A 16,803-nucleotide genomic window follows, 5' to 3' on the forward strand; every position below is an offset into this window, starting at 1 on the left:
ATTGAAACACCATAAGCAAACAGGCGCCATGAAAATGGCGCCTGTTTGCTTATTAGCCTACCCTACTGCGATAAAATTCGAGCAGTTGAGTTAGTATGCTATCTATTTTTACTATTGGAATATCCTGTTCAGCATCTATCAGTAATATTTTCATACGGGCACGTTTCTCCTGCAACAATTCTGAATCATTTATTAAGCTGCCTTCAACTATACCCAGATAAGGCTGATGATACTTTTTATGCACCCATAAGTAGCAGAACATCTTACCGCGATAACAGAAAAACGGCATCCCATATTTCCAGGCTTCGGTGATGTGCTCGTCTTGTTTCAGGATATGCTCCCGTAGAAACTGCAGGCAACTATTTACCGTCTCCGCGTGACTTAGGAAATAAGCATCAATCGGTCGCAACATTTCGTTCAATTTCCGCTTGGCTTATGGCAATTTGTTCAACCCTTCAGACCTTACATGCCAGCTGCCATCCTGCGGAAAACCGGGTGCATTCTCTTTCGGGCCGCCATCCCAGCCTGCTACCATTAAACCCGCCGCCGCCATAAACGCACTGTTGGCAGGTAAATAAGCCGGACAGGTTAAGGGTTCTTTAGCCCGCTGCACATGTCCGTTCTTTAAAAAATGCGCGCCAAAGGTATCATTACACAAAATATTCACCGCCTTTTCCTGCTCTCCTAGGCGGGCTGCAGTTAATGCGCCCTTACCCAAACTCCAGCTAATAAAGCTGCGCATACTGCCCCGCTGATAAATATTATCAAACGTATTGGCCATGATTTTTGGATCAATCATTGGCGTTTGCGGCATATAGCCCAGCGCCATAATCATATCAGATCCACCACCTGATGGTTCAGTCTCAATCTCCAAATACTTGCCGTTGCTTACTGTCGGGCGCGATAGTTTCTGCAAGATATCATCCCATTTGGCGTCGCGTGGCAGCCCCATACGCACGCGCCAGTCTTGCGCTACTTTAAGGCCATAATACCACTGCACCAGCTCAAAAGTTGGATTTTGCGTGGCGTTCTCTTCGGTGTGTTCATTTACTGCTTTTATCGGCGGGCCAAGTACGTACCTGTTGGTCTTCGCATCAAAAAAGGCGTAAGAAGCCAAAAACTTAGCCGATTCAAACACCACATCGCTATACTGCTTTAACGTAGCGGTGGTTGGGTTGGCCCGGTAAATCAACTCTGCCAGATAAATAGGGTTAGGTTGATTCCAGATGATGAACGGGTTAATACTCCCCGGGCTGGTACGCCCGTCTATCCCAGCCATTTTGGGCCAGCGGGCGCCGTCAAAACCTTCGCGTTTGGCCTCAGCAATAGCTTTTGGTAAAATCTTTTTATACCAGTTAAAGCTTTTCTCTAACAGATCGGTATGTCCCCACTCATAGAATTGGGCGGTGTGCCACCAGTAAACTTCAGAGTTATGTTTGCCATACCAGCTAATGTGCGTTAACCCGGTCTCCTGAGGCGGGAACGAACCGGCGTAGTTAATCTTTAACAGGTATTGCGAGAGCACAATCCGGCGCTCCAACTCATTGGCCCGCGGGTCTTTGCTGCCAGAAAAATCGGCCACGCCACCTTTCTGCCAGTAATCGGCCCAACCTTTTATATCGGCTGCTTTTACCGTTGCAAATGTTGGTTCGGGCGCTTTGTTTACAGACGGCATAAACTCGCAAACCAGTTGCAGGCTATCGCTGCCGGCCGCGTCAAGATGATAGTAGTGTTTACCATCGTTCACCAGCCTGGCTTTACCTTGCCAGTGGATAGACACGTAATAAACCGTGCCCTCTATACTGCGTTTCAGCAATACGCTATTGGGTGTCTGACTAACAATTGTGGTTTGATGTCTGTCCGGCTTACTCCAATCAAACGGTGGCTTATTTTTTATAGAAAGATCATAAGCATAAGGAAAGCGAAACGCAGGTGTTAATTTGCCTGACTTTAACAAGGCAGATTTAATACTGAAAGCCACCATGCTGCGCTCCGGGTGTGATACGGTTTGTACCGATACCGGCTGCCCGTCCAACTCATATTTACTATTAATGAGGCCGCGCCACAAATCAAGCGTCTGATCAACGTTTTTCACATTTGCCACATCCAGGGCCTTGCCATCTTCCATCAAGCTAATCTGGCCCAGCGGCACCGGGTGCGGGTTTTGGCGATAGTAATCGCCTGCCTCGCTTTTCTCCTGGCTGGCATACATAATTTGCCGGCCATGGAAATCAATCGGCTTCATGGCATCTTCCAGCCTCAGGTTTTTGGTATTTGGGAACGAGTGCCAGGCCCAGGTACACATGGTTTCCAGCGGGATACCGTTTTTGTAGTAATATCCTTCCAGAGATTGCATGCCCGTAACATCAGCCGTATAAGCAAAATCACCATTGCCGACAGATAGCGGGGCCAGCGGATCGGCTTCCTTTAGCGTAACATTGTGGCGACTGACCAATGCATACCGGTCTATACGCTGTGCAAAGGTTAATGAGGTGGTACCAGCCAGCAGTCCAAATGCCGCTAACAGCTTGATTTTATGAGAAAATAACATACGTTAAGTTTATAATGAGGCCGAAGCAAGGCTAAGATAATACATCTGCCCATACCCATTTGTAACAAAAAGGCGAAGCAACCCGGAGGTTGCTTCGCCCATATAACTAACGATATGCTATTGATTAATAGCCCGGGTTTTGATAGGCCTTTTTCTGATCTGATGACATTGGCGTACCATTAATGGTGGTAGCATCAATCTGGATCTGTGGTATTGGTCTTAACTTGTTGTAGTCTTTAATATTAACAGCGTCTTTATTGTAAAGTTTAGTGCGCTCGTAGAAAGTTTCTGTACGTGCCAGATCTTCCCAGCGGTAAAACTCACCGGCCAGCTCGCGGGTACGCTCATTCAGCATAAAGTGAATAAAACGTTGAGCATCTGTAGTAGCACTTGGCGGATACTGTTCGCTTGCCGCATTGGTGGTAAACAATGCCGTTGTTGCCATCAACTGCGGATAGGTATCTGTTACATCGCCAGGTGTACCGCCATCAAACATATATACCTGCGGATTTTTATACTCGCCGGCATGATAGGCAGCGCGCTGACGTATTTTATTAACGTAAGTCAGGGCGGTGGCATAATCGCCTTTGCGGCCGTAGGCTTCGGCTGCAATCAGATAAGTCTCTGCCAAACGGGCCAGGATACCGTTACGTACACCGCGTTCTTCGTTATAGTCGCTGGTTAAACGTACCGGATCGAGCAGTTTGGCCAGGGTTAGGTACTTGTTATTGTTAAAGCCCTGCAATATAGGGCCTCCGGTGGTGGCCTGGTAATAACGGCAATACACCGTGTAACGGTACTTGGCCAGTTGCGCACTGGTTAGCGGGTTGGTTTTGCTGTTGGCAATAAACAATGCAGCAGTATCGCCAATGCCAAACTTTAACTGGCCAACCAGCGATGGATTTGGTGCATCTGATGCACTAAACTTAGGCACGCCGGTGTTGGTATTTGAGTAGAAAACGGTGCGGAAGCTTTTGTAAAAGCGTGAGTCGTTCTTACGATCAAACAGGTCAATAGTATAATCTGACGGACCTAAGCGGCGGTATGGTCTGCCGTTAAAATTATCGGCATTACGAATCAGACCGGGGATACCAACATCATATTGACAGATATAGTATTCGTGCGTACGGTTACCACTGGTACCATCCATGGTCAAGTCTTTAATAAACTGAGCAGCCAGAATAATCTCTTTGCTGGCTTGCGCAGTCTGAAACTTAGCATAATCGCCGCTTGGCGCTGTACCGTTCTTACCAATATCAGGAGTAGAAACTTTAGGATAACCCGCCGGGTATACGCCATACCACAAATTCATGTAATCAGGCTCCAGCGCATAATTACCGCCATTAATTACCTGGTTAGCGTAATAAATCGTGCTATCCATATCAGTCGGCTGCTGGCCGCGGGCCTCTGTTACTGCACTGCCGCGTGTTAAATACACCTTAGCCAGAAAATGCTGGGCACACCCTTTGGTAATACGGCCCGCATCTGAATTAGTTGGCGTCAGATTGGCTTCGGCATAACGCATATCGTTAATAACCTGCTTATAAACATCGGCAACAGATGAGCGTGTAAAATCGGTCTCCTTATTTTTAGCCGAGGTAAGCACCAGCGGTATGCCGCCATATTGCTGCACCATCTGGAAGTAATAGTAACCACGCAAAAAACGTAATTCGGCCAAACGTTGGGTAATCTGTGCCTGGGTACCTAGTGTTTTAGAAGTGGTACTTTTAAAGCTTGGCAGCAGCTCCAAACCCAAATTACAACGGCCTATACCCTGGTAATTGTTAGTCCACAGGTTATTAATCAGGCCTTCGCCCGGGTTTAGGGCCGCGCTGAAGCTGTTGTAAAACTCATAGTTAAATTGGTCGCCCTCTATAAACTCATCCGTACCGAAGTTGAACAAGGCATAAGCCTGCTCGCCCTCAAATTTATAGCGCAGCGGTGTATAGGCAGAGCGCACCAAATCTTCTAAACCCTGATCTGTATTGTAATAGTCTTGCGTAAGCGAGCTTACCAGCTCCTCCTTCAAAAACTTTTTGCATGAGGCTATACTTAAAGCCGTCATAAGCATCATAAAAGGTATGATATATTTTTTCATTTCAATTTTGCTTTAAAATGATTCCTTTATTCTGTTAAAATCCGGCTCTTACACCCAACACTAAACTACGGTAGCTGTAACCCGACGGGCCCGGACTGGTAGTACTGCTTGATGGATATGAACGGGTATACTGCACACTTTCCGGATCATACAGCTTGTATTTGCTGAACAGGAAAGGGTTTACCGCGTTTACAGATACCGACAGCGAGCGCATTTTTATCTTGCTGATCCATTTGGCCGGGATCTGGTAAGACAACAATATGTTTCTTACGCGGGTAAATGAACCATCCTCAAAGCTGTTAGCCTGCCAGTAAAGCGGGATATCGCTGGTTACGTTTGGCTGCGGATAATCATTTGACGGGTTGGTAGGTGTCCAGTAATTAACTTTGAGCGATTGGTAACGGCCAACCAGCGACGGGCGCGGTGTACGCACTAAACCGCCATGGCTCACATACAGGTAAGCTGATAGCTCCAGGCCTTTATAAGAAAAGGCGGTGCGGAAACTACCGGTCCATTTTGGATCTGGCGAACCCAGCACAACTTTATCAGCCTCGGTAATTTGTTTATCGCCATTGGTATCCTGTACCCTTATTCTGCCCGGTTGCAAAGCGCTATTGGTTTTATTAGCCGGGATAGACCAGTAATAATCATATAAAATACCACCCGGCTGCGCATCGCTCAGCTGGAAGATGCCTTGTTTTACATAATCATAATAAACCCTTACCGGACCGCCAATAAACCACTGGCTGGAAATGTTATTGTTACCGGTGCCATCAATCTCAACAATGGCCTCTTTGTTTTTAGAGAAAACAAAATCGGTTGTCCATTTAAAGCCGCCTTTGTCATAGTTTACAGTAGAAAGATCTACCTCAAAACCACGGTTACGTACCTTACCTAAATTAACCAGCAGGGTAGAATAGCCCGAAGCATCAGGCAGTTTTTGCGGCTGAATTTCGTTCGACATCGACTCATAAACATCAATCATACCAGAGATCCGGCCATGCAGAAAGCCAAAGTCAACACCCACGTTTTTGGTGGTGGTTTTCTCCCATGAAAGATCGGGCAATGGTAAGCCAGAAGGATAATAGCCCTGTGCAAAGTTGTTAGCCCAGTTATAATAGCTGATGCTCAGCACGCCAGCAGTAAAATAAGGAGGGATGCTGGCATTACCCACAGAACCAATACCACCGCGAAGCTTTAACTGATCTATCCATGGTTTATCTTTCAGGAAGTTCTCCTGATCCAGGCGCCAGGCCACAGACCCTGATGGGAAGAATTTCCATTTATTATTCTCAGACAGTACAGATGACCCGTCTGAACGTCCGGATACGGTAAGGATATACTTACTGTCATAGCTATAAATAGCCCTGCCCAAAAATGATGCTTGCTGAGATTGAGCAAAGGCGCCTTTATAAACTACCGTACTTGTAGAGTTGTATTGCAATGAATACCATTTCTGGCTCTCATAAGTAAGGCCGGTGGCAGATGCGTTGGTACTGTCTGCACGGTTCTTAATCATCTCCTGCACCGCGGTAAGCGAGATATTATGCTTTTTAGCGATGGTGGTGCTGTATGATAATTGGTTTTGCAATGTCCAGCTCAGGTTATTTACTATAGCCAGCGATGCGTTTGCCGGGTTACCCTGCCTTGATGATGAAATAGCACCTGCAAAGTTACCGGTCTTCCTACCCAGCACGTCGGCACCGAAAGTAGTTTTAAACGATAGTCCCTTTGCTATGTTAACCTGTGCAAAAACATTGGCCAGCAAGTGGTTGGTACGCACCTCTGCAATAATGCTGTTTACGTCATTCAAAGGGTTGATGATGTTACTATCGTTACCTGGATAAATAAGAAAGTTACCGTTGGCATCTGTTGGTGTTGCCAATGGCAGCTGACCGGCCACACCGCCATAAACATCCGATCCCTGGTTTTGTATGTTGCTGCTGAAGTTAATGGTAGAACCCGCAGTTAAAAACTTGGTTGGGCTAAAAGTATTGCTGTTTGAGATGCTGTAGCGGGTGTAATCCTGCCCCGGGATGATACCTTTTTGCTTGTAAAAGCCCATTGACAGGGTGCTGCTAAACTTTTCAGAACCGCCGGTTAACGACAGGTTGTGGTTTTGTGTAACACCGGTTTGCAGGCCGTACTTCATCCAGTCAAAACTGGTAACTTTTGATGGATCATACACAGCTACCTCGTTCAGTACCGGATAACCCAAGCTGGTTAACAATGCTTTTTCCTGAGCGGTAGTAGGACGCTTTAATGCATTGAGCGTTGGGTTTAAAGGGTTACTTACATCATAGCTGGAAAAAGTATAACCAGCCATTACCCGGCTTACCATACCCGGGTCTTGTTTAAATAACTGAAAGTCTGAAAGCGGATCAGGGAAGTATTGCTGTGAACCGCTGGTGCTGCTCAGACCAGAGTTATATGATTTTGCCCCAATGTAGGCATCGCGTTTAAACTGGGCATATTCCGGGCCGTCAAACACATCTAACTTACGCAGAATGTTATCGGCAGATGTGCTTCCGCTGTAATCAACGGTTACTTTACCGGTTTTACCTTTTTTGGTAGTTACCTGTATAACGCCGTTGGCACCGCGCGAACCGTAGATGGCCGTTGCAGCTGCATCCTTCTGCACGTCGATTGACTCGATATCCAGCGGGTTAATGTCATCAATACCATATGATACCGGGATACCATCTACCACAAATAACGGCTCGTTACTTGCGCGCAGTGAGCGGTTACCCCTGATGCGGATACTTGAACCAGAACCCGGTTTGAATGATGATGCCTGCGATACCAGGCCCGGTACCTGTCCCTGCAGGGCGGTACTCAGGTTGGTGGTAGGCGTTTTGTTCATATCGGCCACGTTAACCGATGCAATGGCGCTGGACACGTCGCCCCTGCGCTGGGTACCGTAACCAATAACCACCACCTCGTTCAGTGTTTTAGGCTGTTCTTTCAACTGAATGCTGAACATGGTTTTGTTACCCACTTCAATCTCTTGCGAGGTATAGCCGATGAATGAGATCACCAGCACGGCGTTGGTTTTATCAGACGGGATGGTGAGCGAAAACTTACCGTTAATATCAGTCTGCGTGCCCACAGTTGAGCCTTTTATCAACACCGTTACCCCTGGCAACGGTTGGCCTTTCTCGTCAACCACCTGGCCCTTTATACCCACGGCTTTGGCCATATTGTCTTTTGCTGAGATGATGACCAGGTTATCTGCATTAAGCTGATAAGTGAGGTTGGTGTTTTTCAGCAGATCGTCCAATACATTGTTTATGGTAGCATTGGTACTGGCAATGTTCACCACCTTAGACGCATTGGCAATCAGGTTATCGTTATATAAAAAATGAAAGTCTGACTTTTTCTCAATCTCTTTGAGCGCCTTTTTTATCGTAACGTTCTGAACATTGAGATTGATTTTACTCTGGCCGAATCCCTTCGAGAAAGACTGATAAGAAGAAATGAGGATCAGAATAAGTATAAATTTTGACATGAGCAGAACTTTTAAAAGCTGTTCCGTCCGCACAGAATGTATGCGGCAAACGTATTTTTTCATAATTTAGCATTAAGGTTCTTAACTATTTGGTTTCTTGTGGAATAGTACTATTAGTTAACTATCGGTAATGAGGACGGGGAGTGTTGGCGCACTTCTCGTTCTTTTTTTGAGTGGGATGTAAACTTATTTCACCATAGGCAATCCTTCGTAATTTTACGTTAATAATTGGTTATAATGAGCACGGCCAAGCGACCGGTTGGTTCCTAGTAAATCTCAATCTGATTACCTTCTGTTTTATACCTGAAACCCACGGCCACCTGCAATTCTTTCATGGCTTCTTCAACGGTTTCATTCTTAAACTTTCCGGTAAACTTCAGTTTTTTGATATCATCGTTCCTGAAACTGATGTTAACATGGTATCTATGTTCCATCATTTCGGCTATGTCGCCAAAATCAGTATTGTCAAAATCAATGGCCGATTTCATCCACAGCACTTCGCTGGGTAGTCCATCTACCTCATATTCATGAATCTTTTTCAACTCAACCGAGGCAAAATCCAGATTTGCTGAAGCGGTGTCTTTTGCCGCAACAGGCAAAGCTGACGCATTGTTCATGGTAAATTTTTCTGCCGGGTGCAGAATATATTTCCGATCTGGATTATTCAATAAAGAAAGTTCGATACGACCGCGCACCAGCGTAGCCTCAGAGCGGTTATCTTTCTCATAAGACCGCACGTTAAACGCCGTGCCCAGTACGGTAATTTTAAACTTACCGGTGGTAACCGTGAAAGGATGAGCGGGATCTTTCACCACGTCAAAATATGCCTCGCCAGACAGTTTTACTTCGCGGCAATGGTTATCGGGGTTGTTGGCATAGGTAATCTTACTGCCAGAGTTAAGCCATACGTCGCTGCCATCGGGCAGGGTAATTTTGCTTACACCCGTTTGTGGTGCCACTACAGCGGTTACGCCCTGATTTTGCCGGGCTTCGCGCACCATGTAAACCAGGCCCACCACCAATGCCAGCACTGCGGCGTAAGGTAAAAAGCGCAATAATGATTTGATGCGAGAGTGTTTTAGCACAGCTTCAGGCTGCTCCTCATCTGTTTCATCAGGTTTAATCTCATCGGCCATATCCAGGCGGGTTTCAAAGGCGTCCCACTTGTTTTCCAATTCGGCATCGGTGTCATCTGCCGGAGGCGATGTTTTTTCCCAAAGGTTTTCCAAGGCGTCCATCGGCACGTCTGAACCATAAATGCGCATAAACTGCTCCAGCTCGCGCAGCTCCTCTGCGGTAGCCTCGCCGGACAATTTTTTGGCAATTAATATCCAGATGTGTCTGATCATAGCAATGGTCTCTCTCTATAAAGACGCGGTTTTACAACTTTACCCCAGTATCGTTATTAAAAAAATTTGAACTTTTATTTGCGCAACCAGTTGGTTGCATTATATTTGCAACCATACAGTTGCAAATTAAAAAATGAGAAGAGACGTTTTTCAGGCCATTGCAGATCCTACCCGTCGCGCCATTTTAGCCCTGCTGGCGTTGCAGGCTATGACGCCCAACGCCCTGGCTGCCCATTTTGAGAGCAGCCGACAAGCGGTATCAAAGCATATCAAAGTGTTGACCGAGTGTGAGGTGGTAGTGCAAAAACAATCGGGCCGGGAGATCTATTATCATTTCAACCCTAAGAAGATGAAAGAAATTGACCTGTGGCTGGAGCGTTTCCGCAAATTGTGGGAAGACCGCTTTGACCAGTTAGACGATTTGTTGAAAGACTTATAATCACCATAAAATCATACCAAAAGATAATCACTACCATTATGAACACTGAAATTGTAAAAGACGCTAACAACAAACAGCTGCACGTAACACGCGAGTTTGCAGCGCCAGTAGAAAAAGTATGGAAAGCGTGGACCGAGCCCGAACTGCTGGATAAATGGTGGGCTCCACGCCCTTGGCGCACAGAAACCAAAACGATGGATTTTAGCGAAGGTGGCGCATGGCTATACAGCATGGTTGGCCCCGAAGGCGAGCGCCACTGGTGCCGCGCCGATTACAAAAGCATTACCCCGGGCAGCGAATACAGCGCCGTTGATGCTTTTTGCGACGAGAACGGTACTCCATCGGGCATGGCGCCAAGCATGAGCTGGCACCTGCGCTTTAGCAGCACCGCTACCGGTACCCGCGTTGATATCACCATCACTTTTGAGAAGGAAGAAGATTTGGAAGCTATTGTAAAAATGGGCTTCAAAGAAGGTTTCACCATGGCACATGGCAACCTGGACGAATTGCTGGCTCAATTATAATCCCGCAACCTGCCATAAAAGCAAAAAGGCCGCCTTTATTAAAGAGCGGCCTTTTATGTTTAAATTTTGTCATTGCGAGGAACGGCGCGGGATAAGCGCCAAAGGGTGACGAAGCAATCTCGTCGCATGCTTAGACGTGCGACGAGATTGCTTCGCGCTCAATCCAGTTCTCTGCCCTGCTCGCAATGACACAATGTTTTATTTATCTGACAAGGTGAATCAAATAATATTTTTTGCCGGTTTGGCGGCGTCTGCCAATCGCTCGGCTATCTTTTTGAGAGCGTTGCCCATGTGGTACTCTACCGTTTTTACCGAGATATTGAGCAGCTCTGCCACCTCTTTATATTTAAACCCATCCTCTTTAACCAGTTTAAACACCAATTTACATTGATTAGGCAGCTTATCTACAGAACTACTTAGAATGCGGTTCAGATCTGCGTAGTACAGGTTTTCCTCGCCGTCATACCCGGTATCTTTCAGGTCGATATCAATATCCTCCAGCGAGAGGTGCTCATAAACCTTCATACGAGACATCGCTGTTAATGATTTATTACGCACCGCCGTACAGATGTAAATAGTAAAGTTTCTGATCTGCTGCAAATCAGCCCGCTTTAGCCAGATGCTCAAGAAAGTATCATTAACAATCTCCTCAGCCTCTTCGGTTGATTTGACGAGCGATTTGGCCAGACAGAACAACTTGCGGTAATAAAACAGGTACAACCTTTTAAACGAAGGCCTGTCATTACGCAATGCTACATCAGCAATCAGAGCTTCAATTTCCTGATCAGACATTGAAATAAATTTTTAGGTCAAAAAACCGGTATTCAGGCGAAATGTGGCTTTTTGTGGTTTAAAATTGGTCGTTTATATAGCTTGAATGTAAAAAACACATTACAAAACAACAAGCTTGTTACAAATATTAACTAAAAAACAATGGCTTCCAACCTGCACTATCCTGCAAAAATCAGTTAAAAAACAGCAGTGGCGGCTTGAGGGGCCGCCGCGCTGCATAACCAATTAATGAAGGAAAACCTATGTGTTTTCTATAGATAATAGACACCATTATTGGGCGATACCCCAGTGCCCCGAAAAAATATTTTATCAAATTGTTATCGATTGCCTCTATAGGCCTGCAGGCTTATAAAATAGGGCAACACTATTCAAACCCTAATCACTACATTTGCAGCAGTAGTTCTTTACTTTACTTCATCAACCGGTATAGGTTTTACTTAATTGTAGATTAATAGGGAACTGTGTGCAAATCACAGGCTGTCGCGCAACTGTAAGTAACGTACACGGTTTTTGCCAAACACATGTCCACTGTCTGCCCCTTGAGCAGATGGGAAGGACGGCAAAAATGTTACAAGCCAGGAGACCTGCCATATACTGAATTGACAATGCTTTCGCGGTATGAAGCAATTGGTCAGGTTCAAATTATTTTATTGTCTGGGGGCACGGTGTGCATCTGCGGCAACATTATTCCCTGTCTTTTTATTTCCGTCTGCACATAAAGCATTGCGAAGCTTAGCCAAAGAGCTTTTAACCGATTTATTTATTTAATCTTTTAAAAGAAATGCTAACGCAAAATCTGGGCTACCCGCGTATTGGTAGCCAAAGACAATTAAAAAAAGCCTGCGAACAATACTGGGCAGGCAACATTAGCCTTAAAGAGCTGAATGCAACAGCCCGGAAGATCCGCGAGGAAAACTGGCAGCTACAGGTAGATGCCGGTATGGCACTCATCCCGTGTAATGATTTTAGTTTTTATGACCAGGTGCTGGATATGTCTATGCTGCTGGGAGCCATCCCTTCACGCTATGCGCCTGTGCTATCTCAAAACAAAAACAACCACGAGACCGACCTGTACTTTGCCATGGCCCGCGGCTATCAAAAAGACGGACTGGATATCAAGGCTATGGAGATGACCAAATGGTTTGATACCAACTACCATTACATCGTTCCGGAGTTTACAGCTAAGCAAGAGTTCCGCATTTTTTCAGAGAAGTTGTTTGGCGAGTTTAACGCAGCGCAGCAATTCTGCGGCGATGCGGCTAAACCTGTGCTGATCGGTCCGGCATCATACCTATTGCTGGGTAAAGAGAAAGAAGTCGGTTTTGAACGAATTGACCTGATCAAAAAACTGGTACCGGTTTATGTGGAGATCATTAATCGCCTTAAAACCCTTGGCGCCAAATGGGTGCAGCTAGATGAGCCCTGCCTGGTGCTTGATCTATCGGCTAAAGAAAAAGAAGCGTTGGTTTATACGCATCAGGCCATAGCCAATCGCGTAAGCGGTATCAAAATTTTGGTGGCTACCTATTTTGGTGCCCTGCAGGATAACACGCCATTGGCCGTTAATCTGCCGGTTGCCGCCTTGCACATAGACCTGGTGCGTGCACCAGAGCAGCTGGATGAGATGTTGAAACAATTGCCAGACAGGCTGCAACTATCACTTGGCGTAATTGATGGCCGCAACATCTGGAAAAACGATTATGAAAAATCGCTGGCGCTGATTAATAAAGCGGTTGCGGCAATTGGTGCCGAGCGTGTGCTCATCGCCCCGTCATGTTCGCTATTACACGTGCCGTGCGATCTGGAACTGGAAACCGAACTGGATTATGGCACAAAAAACTGGCTGGCCTTTGCCCGCCAAAAGCTGGGGGAGCTGAAAGATCTGGCAGCTATTTTTGAGGGCGATACCGCGCTGCTGGCTGCCAACAAGCAAAGCATAGAGGCCCGCCGCAACTCTACCCAGATACACAAACCTGCCGTAAAAGAACGCGCCGCCGCGCTGACTGCGCAGGACGCCGAGCGACTGCATACATTTGCCATCCGCCGCGAAGTACAGCGTGAGCGTTTTAATCTGCCACTCTTCCCTACAACTACCATCGGCTCGTTCCCGCAAACAGATGATATCCGCAAGCTTCGTGCAACGTTCAAAAAAGGCGAACTGTCATTAAACGCTTACGAAAAAGCTATTGAAGAAGCTACCATAGCCGCCATCCGCTGGCAGGAAGATGTTGGCCTGGACGTATTGGTGCACGGCGAGTTTGAGCGTAATGACATGGTGGAATACTTTGGCGAACGACTGGACGGCTTTCTGTTCACCAAGAACGGGTGGGTGCAGAGCTATGGTAGCCGCTGCGTAAAGCCACCGGTTATTTATGGCGATGTGAGCCGCCCGCGGGATATGACTGTGCGTTGGACCACCTTTGCCGCAGCCCAAACTGAGCGCCACATGAAAGGCATGTTAACCGGACCGGTAACCATCCTGCAATGGTCGTTCGTGCGTGATGACCAGCCGCGCGAAACCACCACCAATCAGATTGCCCTGGCCATTCGCGATGAGGTGGTGGCGTTAGAACAAGCTGGCATCGGCATTATTCAGATTGATGAACCGGCCATCCGCGAGGGCTTACCATTGCGCAAAGCCGATTGGCCACAATATCTGGACTGGGCGGTGAAGGCCTTCCGCATCTCGGCATCGGGCGTGCAGGATGACACGCAGATCCACACCCACATGTGCTACAGCGAGTTTAACGATATTATAGCCCACATAGCCGCTATGGATGCCGACGTGATCACTATTGAAACATCGCGCTCGCAAATGGACCTACTGGAAGCTTTTGCCGGCTTTAAATACCCGAATGAGATTGGTCCGGGCGTGTATGATATCCACTCACCGCGCATTCCAACAACTCAGGAAATGGTTGACCTATTGCAAAAAGCGGCTCAACTGCTCCCTGCACAAAACCTTTGGGTAAACCCAGATTGCGGCCTGAAAACCCGCAAATGGCCAGAAACCAAAGCGGCACTGGAAAACATGATTGCCGCCGCACAAACTGCACGGCAATTGATTGAAGTTGAGGCGTAATGCAGTTGCAAACTGTGTGAGCAGTTTAGGTACGAGATGCAATCTCGCGCCAGCGATTAACAACGAAGAACGGCGGGCCAAATGGCCCGCCGTTCTTGCTCTTTTCTCTTTGCCCTAATGTCATCCCGACCGCAGGGAGGGATCTTTTCGGGGCGACCTGTTGGGATACCTCATCGAAAAGATTTCTCAGTCGCCCTCACACGCATTTCCAGCGCTGCTTCTTCGAAATGACATGAGAGGGGATTTTTTATCAATCTTTCCAAACCACCACATCTGCCGGTTTTAGCTCGCGGCTGCCTATCAGTATTTTTTTGCCTTCTGGAATCGGCACTTCGTAAGCTTTATCGCCATAGTTAACGCCCACCCAGAAACCATCGCGCCACTGTACAATTACGCCCGGAGGGTAATCGCCGGTGGCAATGCCGGCTTCTTTGTAAACTTTGGCCAGTACTGCTTTTTCCAGCTTGCCGTCAGCATCCGGACCAACATAGGTTACGGTGCCTTTGCCCAGTTTACGCGATATAACGGCCGCTTTACCGGCATAGTATTGATCGGCATAGGTTGCCCAAACCGAAGTACCTGGATCTGCCTCTAACACATCACCCCAGCTGCTCCAATAGGCTTTGTCGTCGCCCATTTGCAGGGTGCCGTAAGAGGTATCAGGCAGTAAGTCATAGAACGAGATCTTACCGCCAATGAGTTTGTAGATCGGTTCGGCCCATTTCATTTCCCACAGTTTGGCATTACGGTTTTTCTGTCCGGTGCGGGTAGTCAACACCAGATGACCGCCGTCTTGCACGTATTTAGTCCAGCGGGCTACCAGGTTGGCATCCAGTAGTTCGTACGATGGTGCTACCATTACCGGGTATTTAGAAAAATCTTTGTCTTCGGTAATCACATCCACCGGTGCACCCAGTTGCTGTAAGGCACCCAGGTAACGGTTCAAGTGAACCATAAAGTTCCACTGGTTGGTTTGCGGCTGGTTATCTTCTTCCCAACGGTTATCGGCATTGTACAAAATCGCGGCCTGACGCGCTGCATAGGCTGCAGGTTTTTTGGCGTTAGGGTCATAATCTTTTTTGATCGACTTTAGTTCGTTGATCACTTTGATATATTCCTCGCCGCTCCTGCTTGGCGTAACACCATCTGTACTAATAATACCATAATGATACTGCTCGCCACCTACCAATGGTTGTTTAAAGCGATAGTTGCACACAAACTTGTTGCCACCGGCAAAGGCATGCCAGATCCACATGCGCACCACGCCCGGCGTTGGTTGCGGGTTAAATTTACCCCAGTTTACCTGTCCCGGCTGTAACTCCATTACCCCGGTAACACCGTTGAATGAGCGGAAGAAATCATTAGCAAAGCCGATACTGGTTGGCGAGCCCATACGGAAACCCTGCGGACCAATACCTTTATCATAACCGGCTACCAGGTACTTTGTGTAGGTTACAAAATCCAGTCCGGTGATGTGCGATGGGTCTACATCCACATGCTCCGGCATCAGGTTGGTGGTGATCCATTGATTTGGATTGATGTATTTACGCAGAATCTTATACTGCATGGTCAGAAAATCATTGCATTCATCGGCACTGAAACGCTTAAAATCCAGCACGGCGTGCGGGCTGGGCTGGGCAATCAGCTCTTTACCATTAGGAATGCGGATCTGATCCCAATCAAAATAGCGGATGCTCCAAAAGGCGGTGCCCCAGGCAGCGTTCAGTGCATCTATGGTTTGATATTTGTTTTTTGCCCATTCCTGGAAACGCTTCTGCGCAGCAGGGCTATAATCATACTGTCCGTAGTGCGATGGCTCATTATCCAGCTGCCAGCCCCAGATATTTTTGTTGTTGGCAAAGTGTTTACCAATAGCCTCCACCATCTTAGCCACATACTCGCGGTAAACCGGGCTGCTCCACGAGCATTGCTGGCGCGAGCCGTGCTGCATGGTGGTACCATCGGCGTTTACCATCAATATTTCGGGGTGTTTCTGCTCCAGCCAAACCGGCGGCGTTGGCGACGAGGTACACATAATTACCTTCACATGGTTTTTGGCAGCCAGTTCAACCGCTTCATCCAGCCATTTAAAATCAAACTTACCTTCTTCGGGCTCAATAAAGGCCCAGGCAAACTCGCCGAAATGGGTAAAATCAAAGCCAACCTCGGCCATTTTTTTGATGTCGCGCTCCCAGTCCTGACGAGGCCATTGCTCCGGATAGTAATAGGAGCCTATGGTCATCAAATCACTCTTAGGGAAAAACTTATCGGCCGACTGGCCCTTCGCAAAGTTGGAGGATAACAGGCATACACCTGCAATTGCCGCACATGTGAGCCGTGCTGCTTTAGTTTTGGTAAACAGGTTCATCTGGTTTTGATGCAATTTGGTTTAACCAAATAAACAAAATATTACCTGTAGTTTATACGGTTAAGGGAGAAATAAAAGCATCTCTAAAGACC

The 16,803-nt window shown here is 47.1% G+C and carries 10 protein-coding genes and 1 riboswitch; of the genes, 3 read left to right on the forward strand and 7 right to left on the reverse strand.

The annotated features are described in order from the left end of the window. Positions 1 to 52: 52 nt before the first annotated feature. The 5 genes from ABZR88_RS18575 to ABZR88_RS18595 form a co-directional block, all read right to left on the reverse strand. Positions 53 to 412, reverse strand: coding sequence for a DUF1801 domain-containing protein (locus ABZR88_RS18575; RefSeq protein WP_211309756.1), 360 nt, complete (start codon positions 410 to 412; stop codon positions 53 to 55). 21 nt (positions 413 to 433) lie between these two features. After that, positions 434 to 2,551, reverse strand: coding sequence for a hypothetical protein (locus ABZR88_RS18580; RefSeq protein ID WP_107827458.1), 2,118 nt, complete (start codon positions 2,549 to 2,551; stop codon positions 434 to 436). Between the two features lie 124 nt (positions 2,552 to 2,675). Beyond that, a complete protein-coding gene (locus ABZR88_RS18585) occupies positions 2,676 to 4,649 on the reverse strand; it encodes a RagB/SusD family nutrient uptake outer membrane protein (protein WP_107827459.1) in 1,974 nt (657 codons plus the stop codon). 34 nt (positions 4,650 to 4,683) lie between these two features. Then, positions 4,684 to 8,157 (reverse strand): TonB-dependent receptor, encoded by a 3,474-nt coding sequence (locus ABZR88_RS18590; RefSeq protein ID WP_170113552.1) that lies wholly within the window; start codon positions 8,155 to 8,157, stop codon positions 4,684 to 4,686. A 266-nt stretch (positions 8,158 to 8,423) separates the two neighbouring features. Then, positions 8,424 to 9,506 (reverse strand): FecR family protein, encoded by a 1,083-nt coding sequence (locus tag ABZR88_RS18595; protein WP_107827461.1) that lies wholly within the window; start codon positions 9,504 to 9,506, stop codon positions 8,424 to 8,426. A 133-nt stretch (positions 9,507 to 9,639) separates the two neighbouring features. Here ABZR88_RS18595 and ABZR88_RS18600 point away from each other — a divergent pair, with 133 nt between their 5' ends. After that, complete coding sequence (locus ABZR88_RS18600; RefSeq protein ID WP_107827462.1) at positions 9,640 to 9,945, forward strand: helix-turn-helix transcriptional regulator; 306 nt, start codon at positions 9,640 to 9,642, stop codon at positions 9,943 to 9,945. 38 nt (positions 9,946 to 9,983) lie between these two features. After that, complete coding sequence (locus ABZR88_RS18605) at positions 9,984 to 10,469, forward strand: SRPBCC domain-containing protein (protein WP_107827463.1); 486 nt, start codon at positions 9,984 to 9,986, stop codon at positions 10,467 to 10,469. A gap of 219 nt (positions 10,470 to 10,688) precedes the next feature. Here the strand turns inward: ABZR88_RS18605 and ABZR88_RS18610 are convergent, their stop codons facing one another. After that, positions 10,689 to 11,261 carry an RNA polymerase sigma-70 factor gene (locus ABZR88_RS18610; RefSeq protein ID WP_107827464.1) on the reverse strand — a complete coding sequence of 191 codons (573 nt, stop codon included), beginning with the start codon at positions 11,259 to 11,261 and terminating at the stop codon, positions 10,689 to 10,691. Between the two features lie 411 nt (positions 11,262 to 11,672). Beyond that, positions 11,673 to 11,868, forward strand: a riboswitch (cobalamin riboswitch). Between the two features lie 174 nt (positions 11,869 to 12,042). Here ABZR88_RS18610 and metE point away from each other — a divergent pair. After that, positions 12,043 to 14,343: a 5-methyltetrahydropteroyltriglutamate--homocysteine S-methyltransferase gene (metE, locus tag ABZR88_RS18615; protein WP_107827465.1), complete on the forward strand. Its 2,301-nt coding sequence runs from the start codon at positions 12,043 to 12,045 to the stop codon at positions 14,341 to 14,343. 250 nt (positions 14,344 to 14,593) lie between these two features. On the opposite strand, the gene ABZR88_RS18620 is transcribed toward metE, so the two are convergent. Further along, complete coding sequence (locus tag ABZR88_RS18620) at positions 14,594 to 16,711, reverse strand: beta-galactosidase (protein WP_107827466.1); 2,118 nt, start codon at positions 16,709 to 16,711, stop codon at positions 14,594 to 14,596. Positions 16,712 to 16,803 lie beyond the last annotated feature (92 nt).

The organism is Mucilaginibacter yixingensis (genome assembly GCF_041080815.1).
Lineage (GTDB): Bacteria > Bacteroidota > Bacteroidia > Sphingobacteriales > Sphingobacteriaceae > Mucilaginibacter > Mucilaginibacter yixingensis.

Coding starts and splice junctions, on each gene's coding strand:
- ABZR88_RS18595 (WP_107827461.1), bottom strand. CDS start 9,506: ATGATCAGACACATCTGGATATTAATTGCCAAAAAATTGTCCGGCGAG.
- ABZR88_RS18590 (WP_170113552.1), bottom strand. CDS start 8,157: ATGTCAAAATTTATACTTATTCTGATCCTCATTTCTTCTTATCAGTCT.
- ABZR88_RS18585 (WP_107827459.1), bottom strand. CDS start 4,649: ATGAAAAAATATATCATACCTTTTATGATGCTTATGACGGCTTTAAGT.
- ABZR88_RS18610 (WP_107827464.1), bottom strand. CDS start 11,261: ATGTCTGATCAGGAAATTGAAGCTCTGATTGCTGATGTAGCATTGCGT.
- ABZR88_RS18605 (WP_107827463.1), top strand. CDS start 9,984: ATGAACACTGAAATTGTAAAAGACGCTAACAACAAACAGCTGCACGTA.
- ABZR88_RS18600 (WP_107827462.1), top strand. CDS start 9,640: ATGAGAAGAGACGTTTTTCAGGCCATTGCAGATCCTACCCGTCGCGCC.
- metE (WP_107827465.1), top strand. CDS start 12,043: ATGCTAACGCAAAATCTGGGCTACCCGCGTATTGGTAGCCAAAGACAA.
- ABZR88_RS18620 (WP_107827466.1), bottom strand. CDS start 16,711: ATGAACCTGTTTACCAAAACTAAAGCAGCACGGCTCACATGTGCGGCA.
- ABZR88_RS18580 (WP_107827458.1), bottom strand. CDS start 2,551: ATGTTATTTTCTCATAAAATCAAGCTGTTAGCGGCATTTGGACTGCTG.
- ABZR88_RS18575 (WP_211309756.1), bottom strand. CDS start 412: ATGTTGCGACCGATTGATGCTTATTTCCTAAGTCACGCGGAGACGGTA.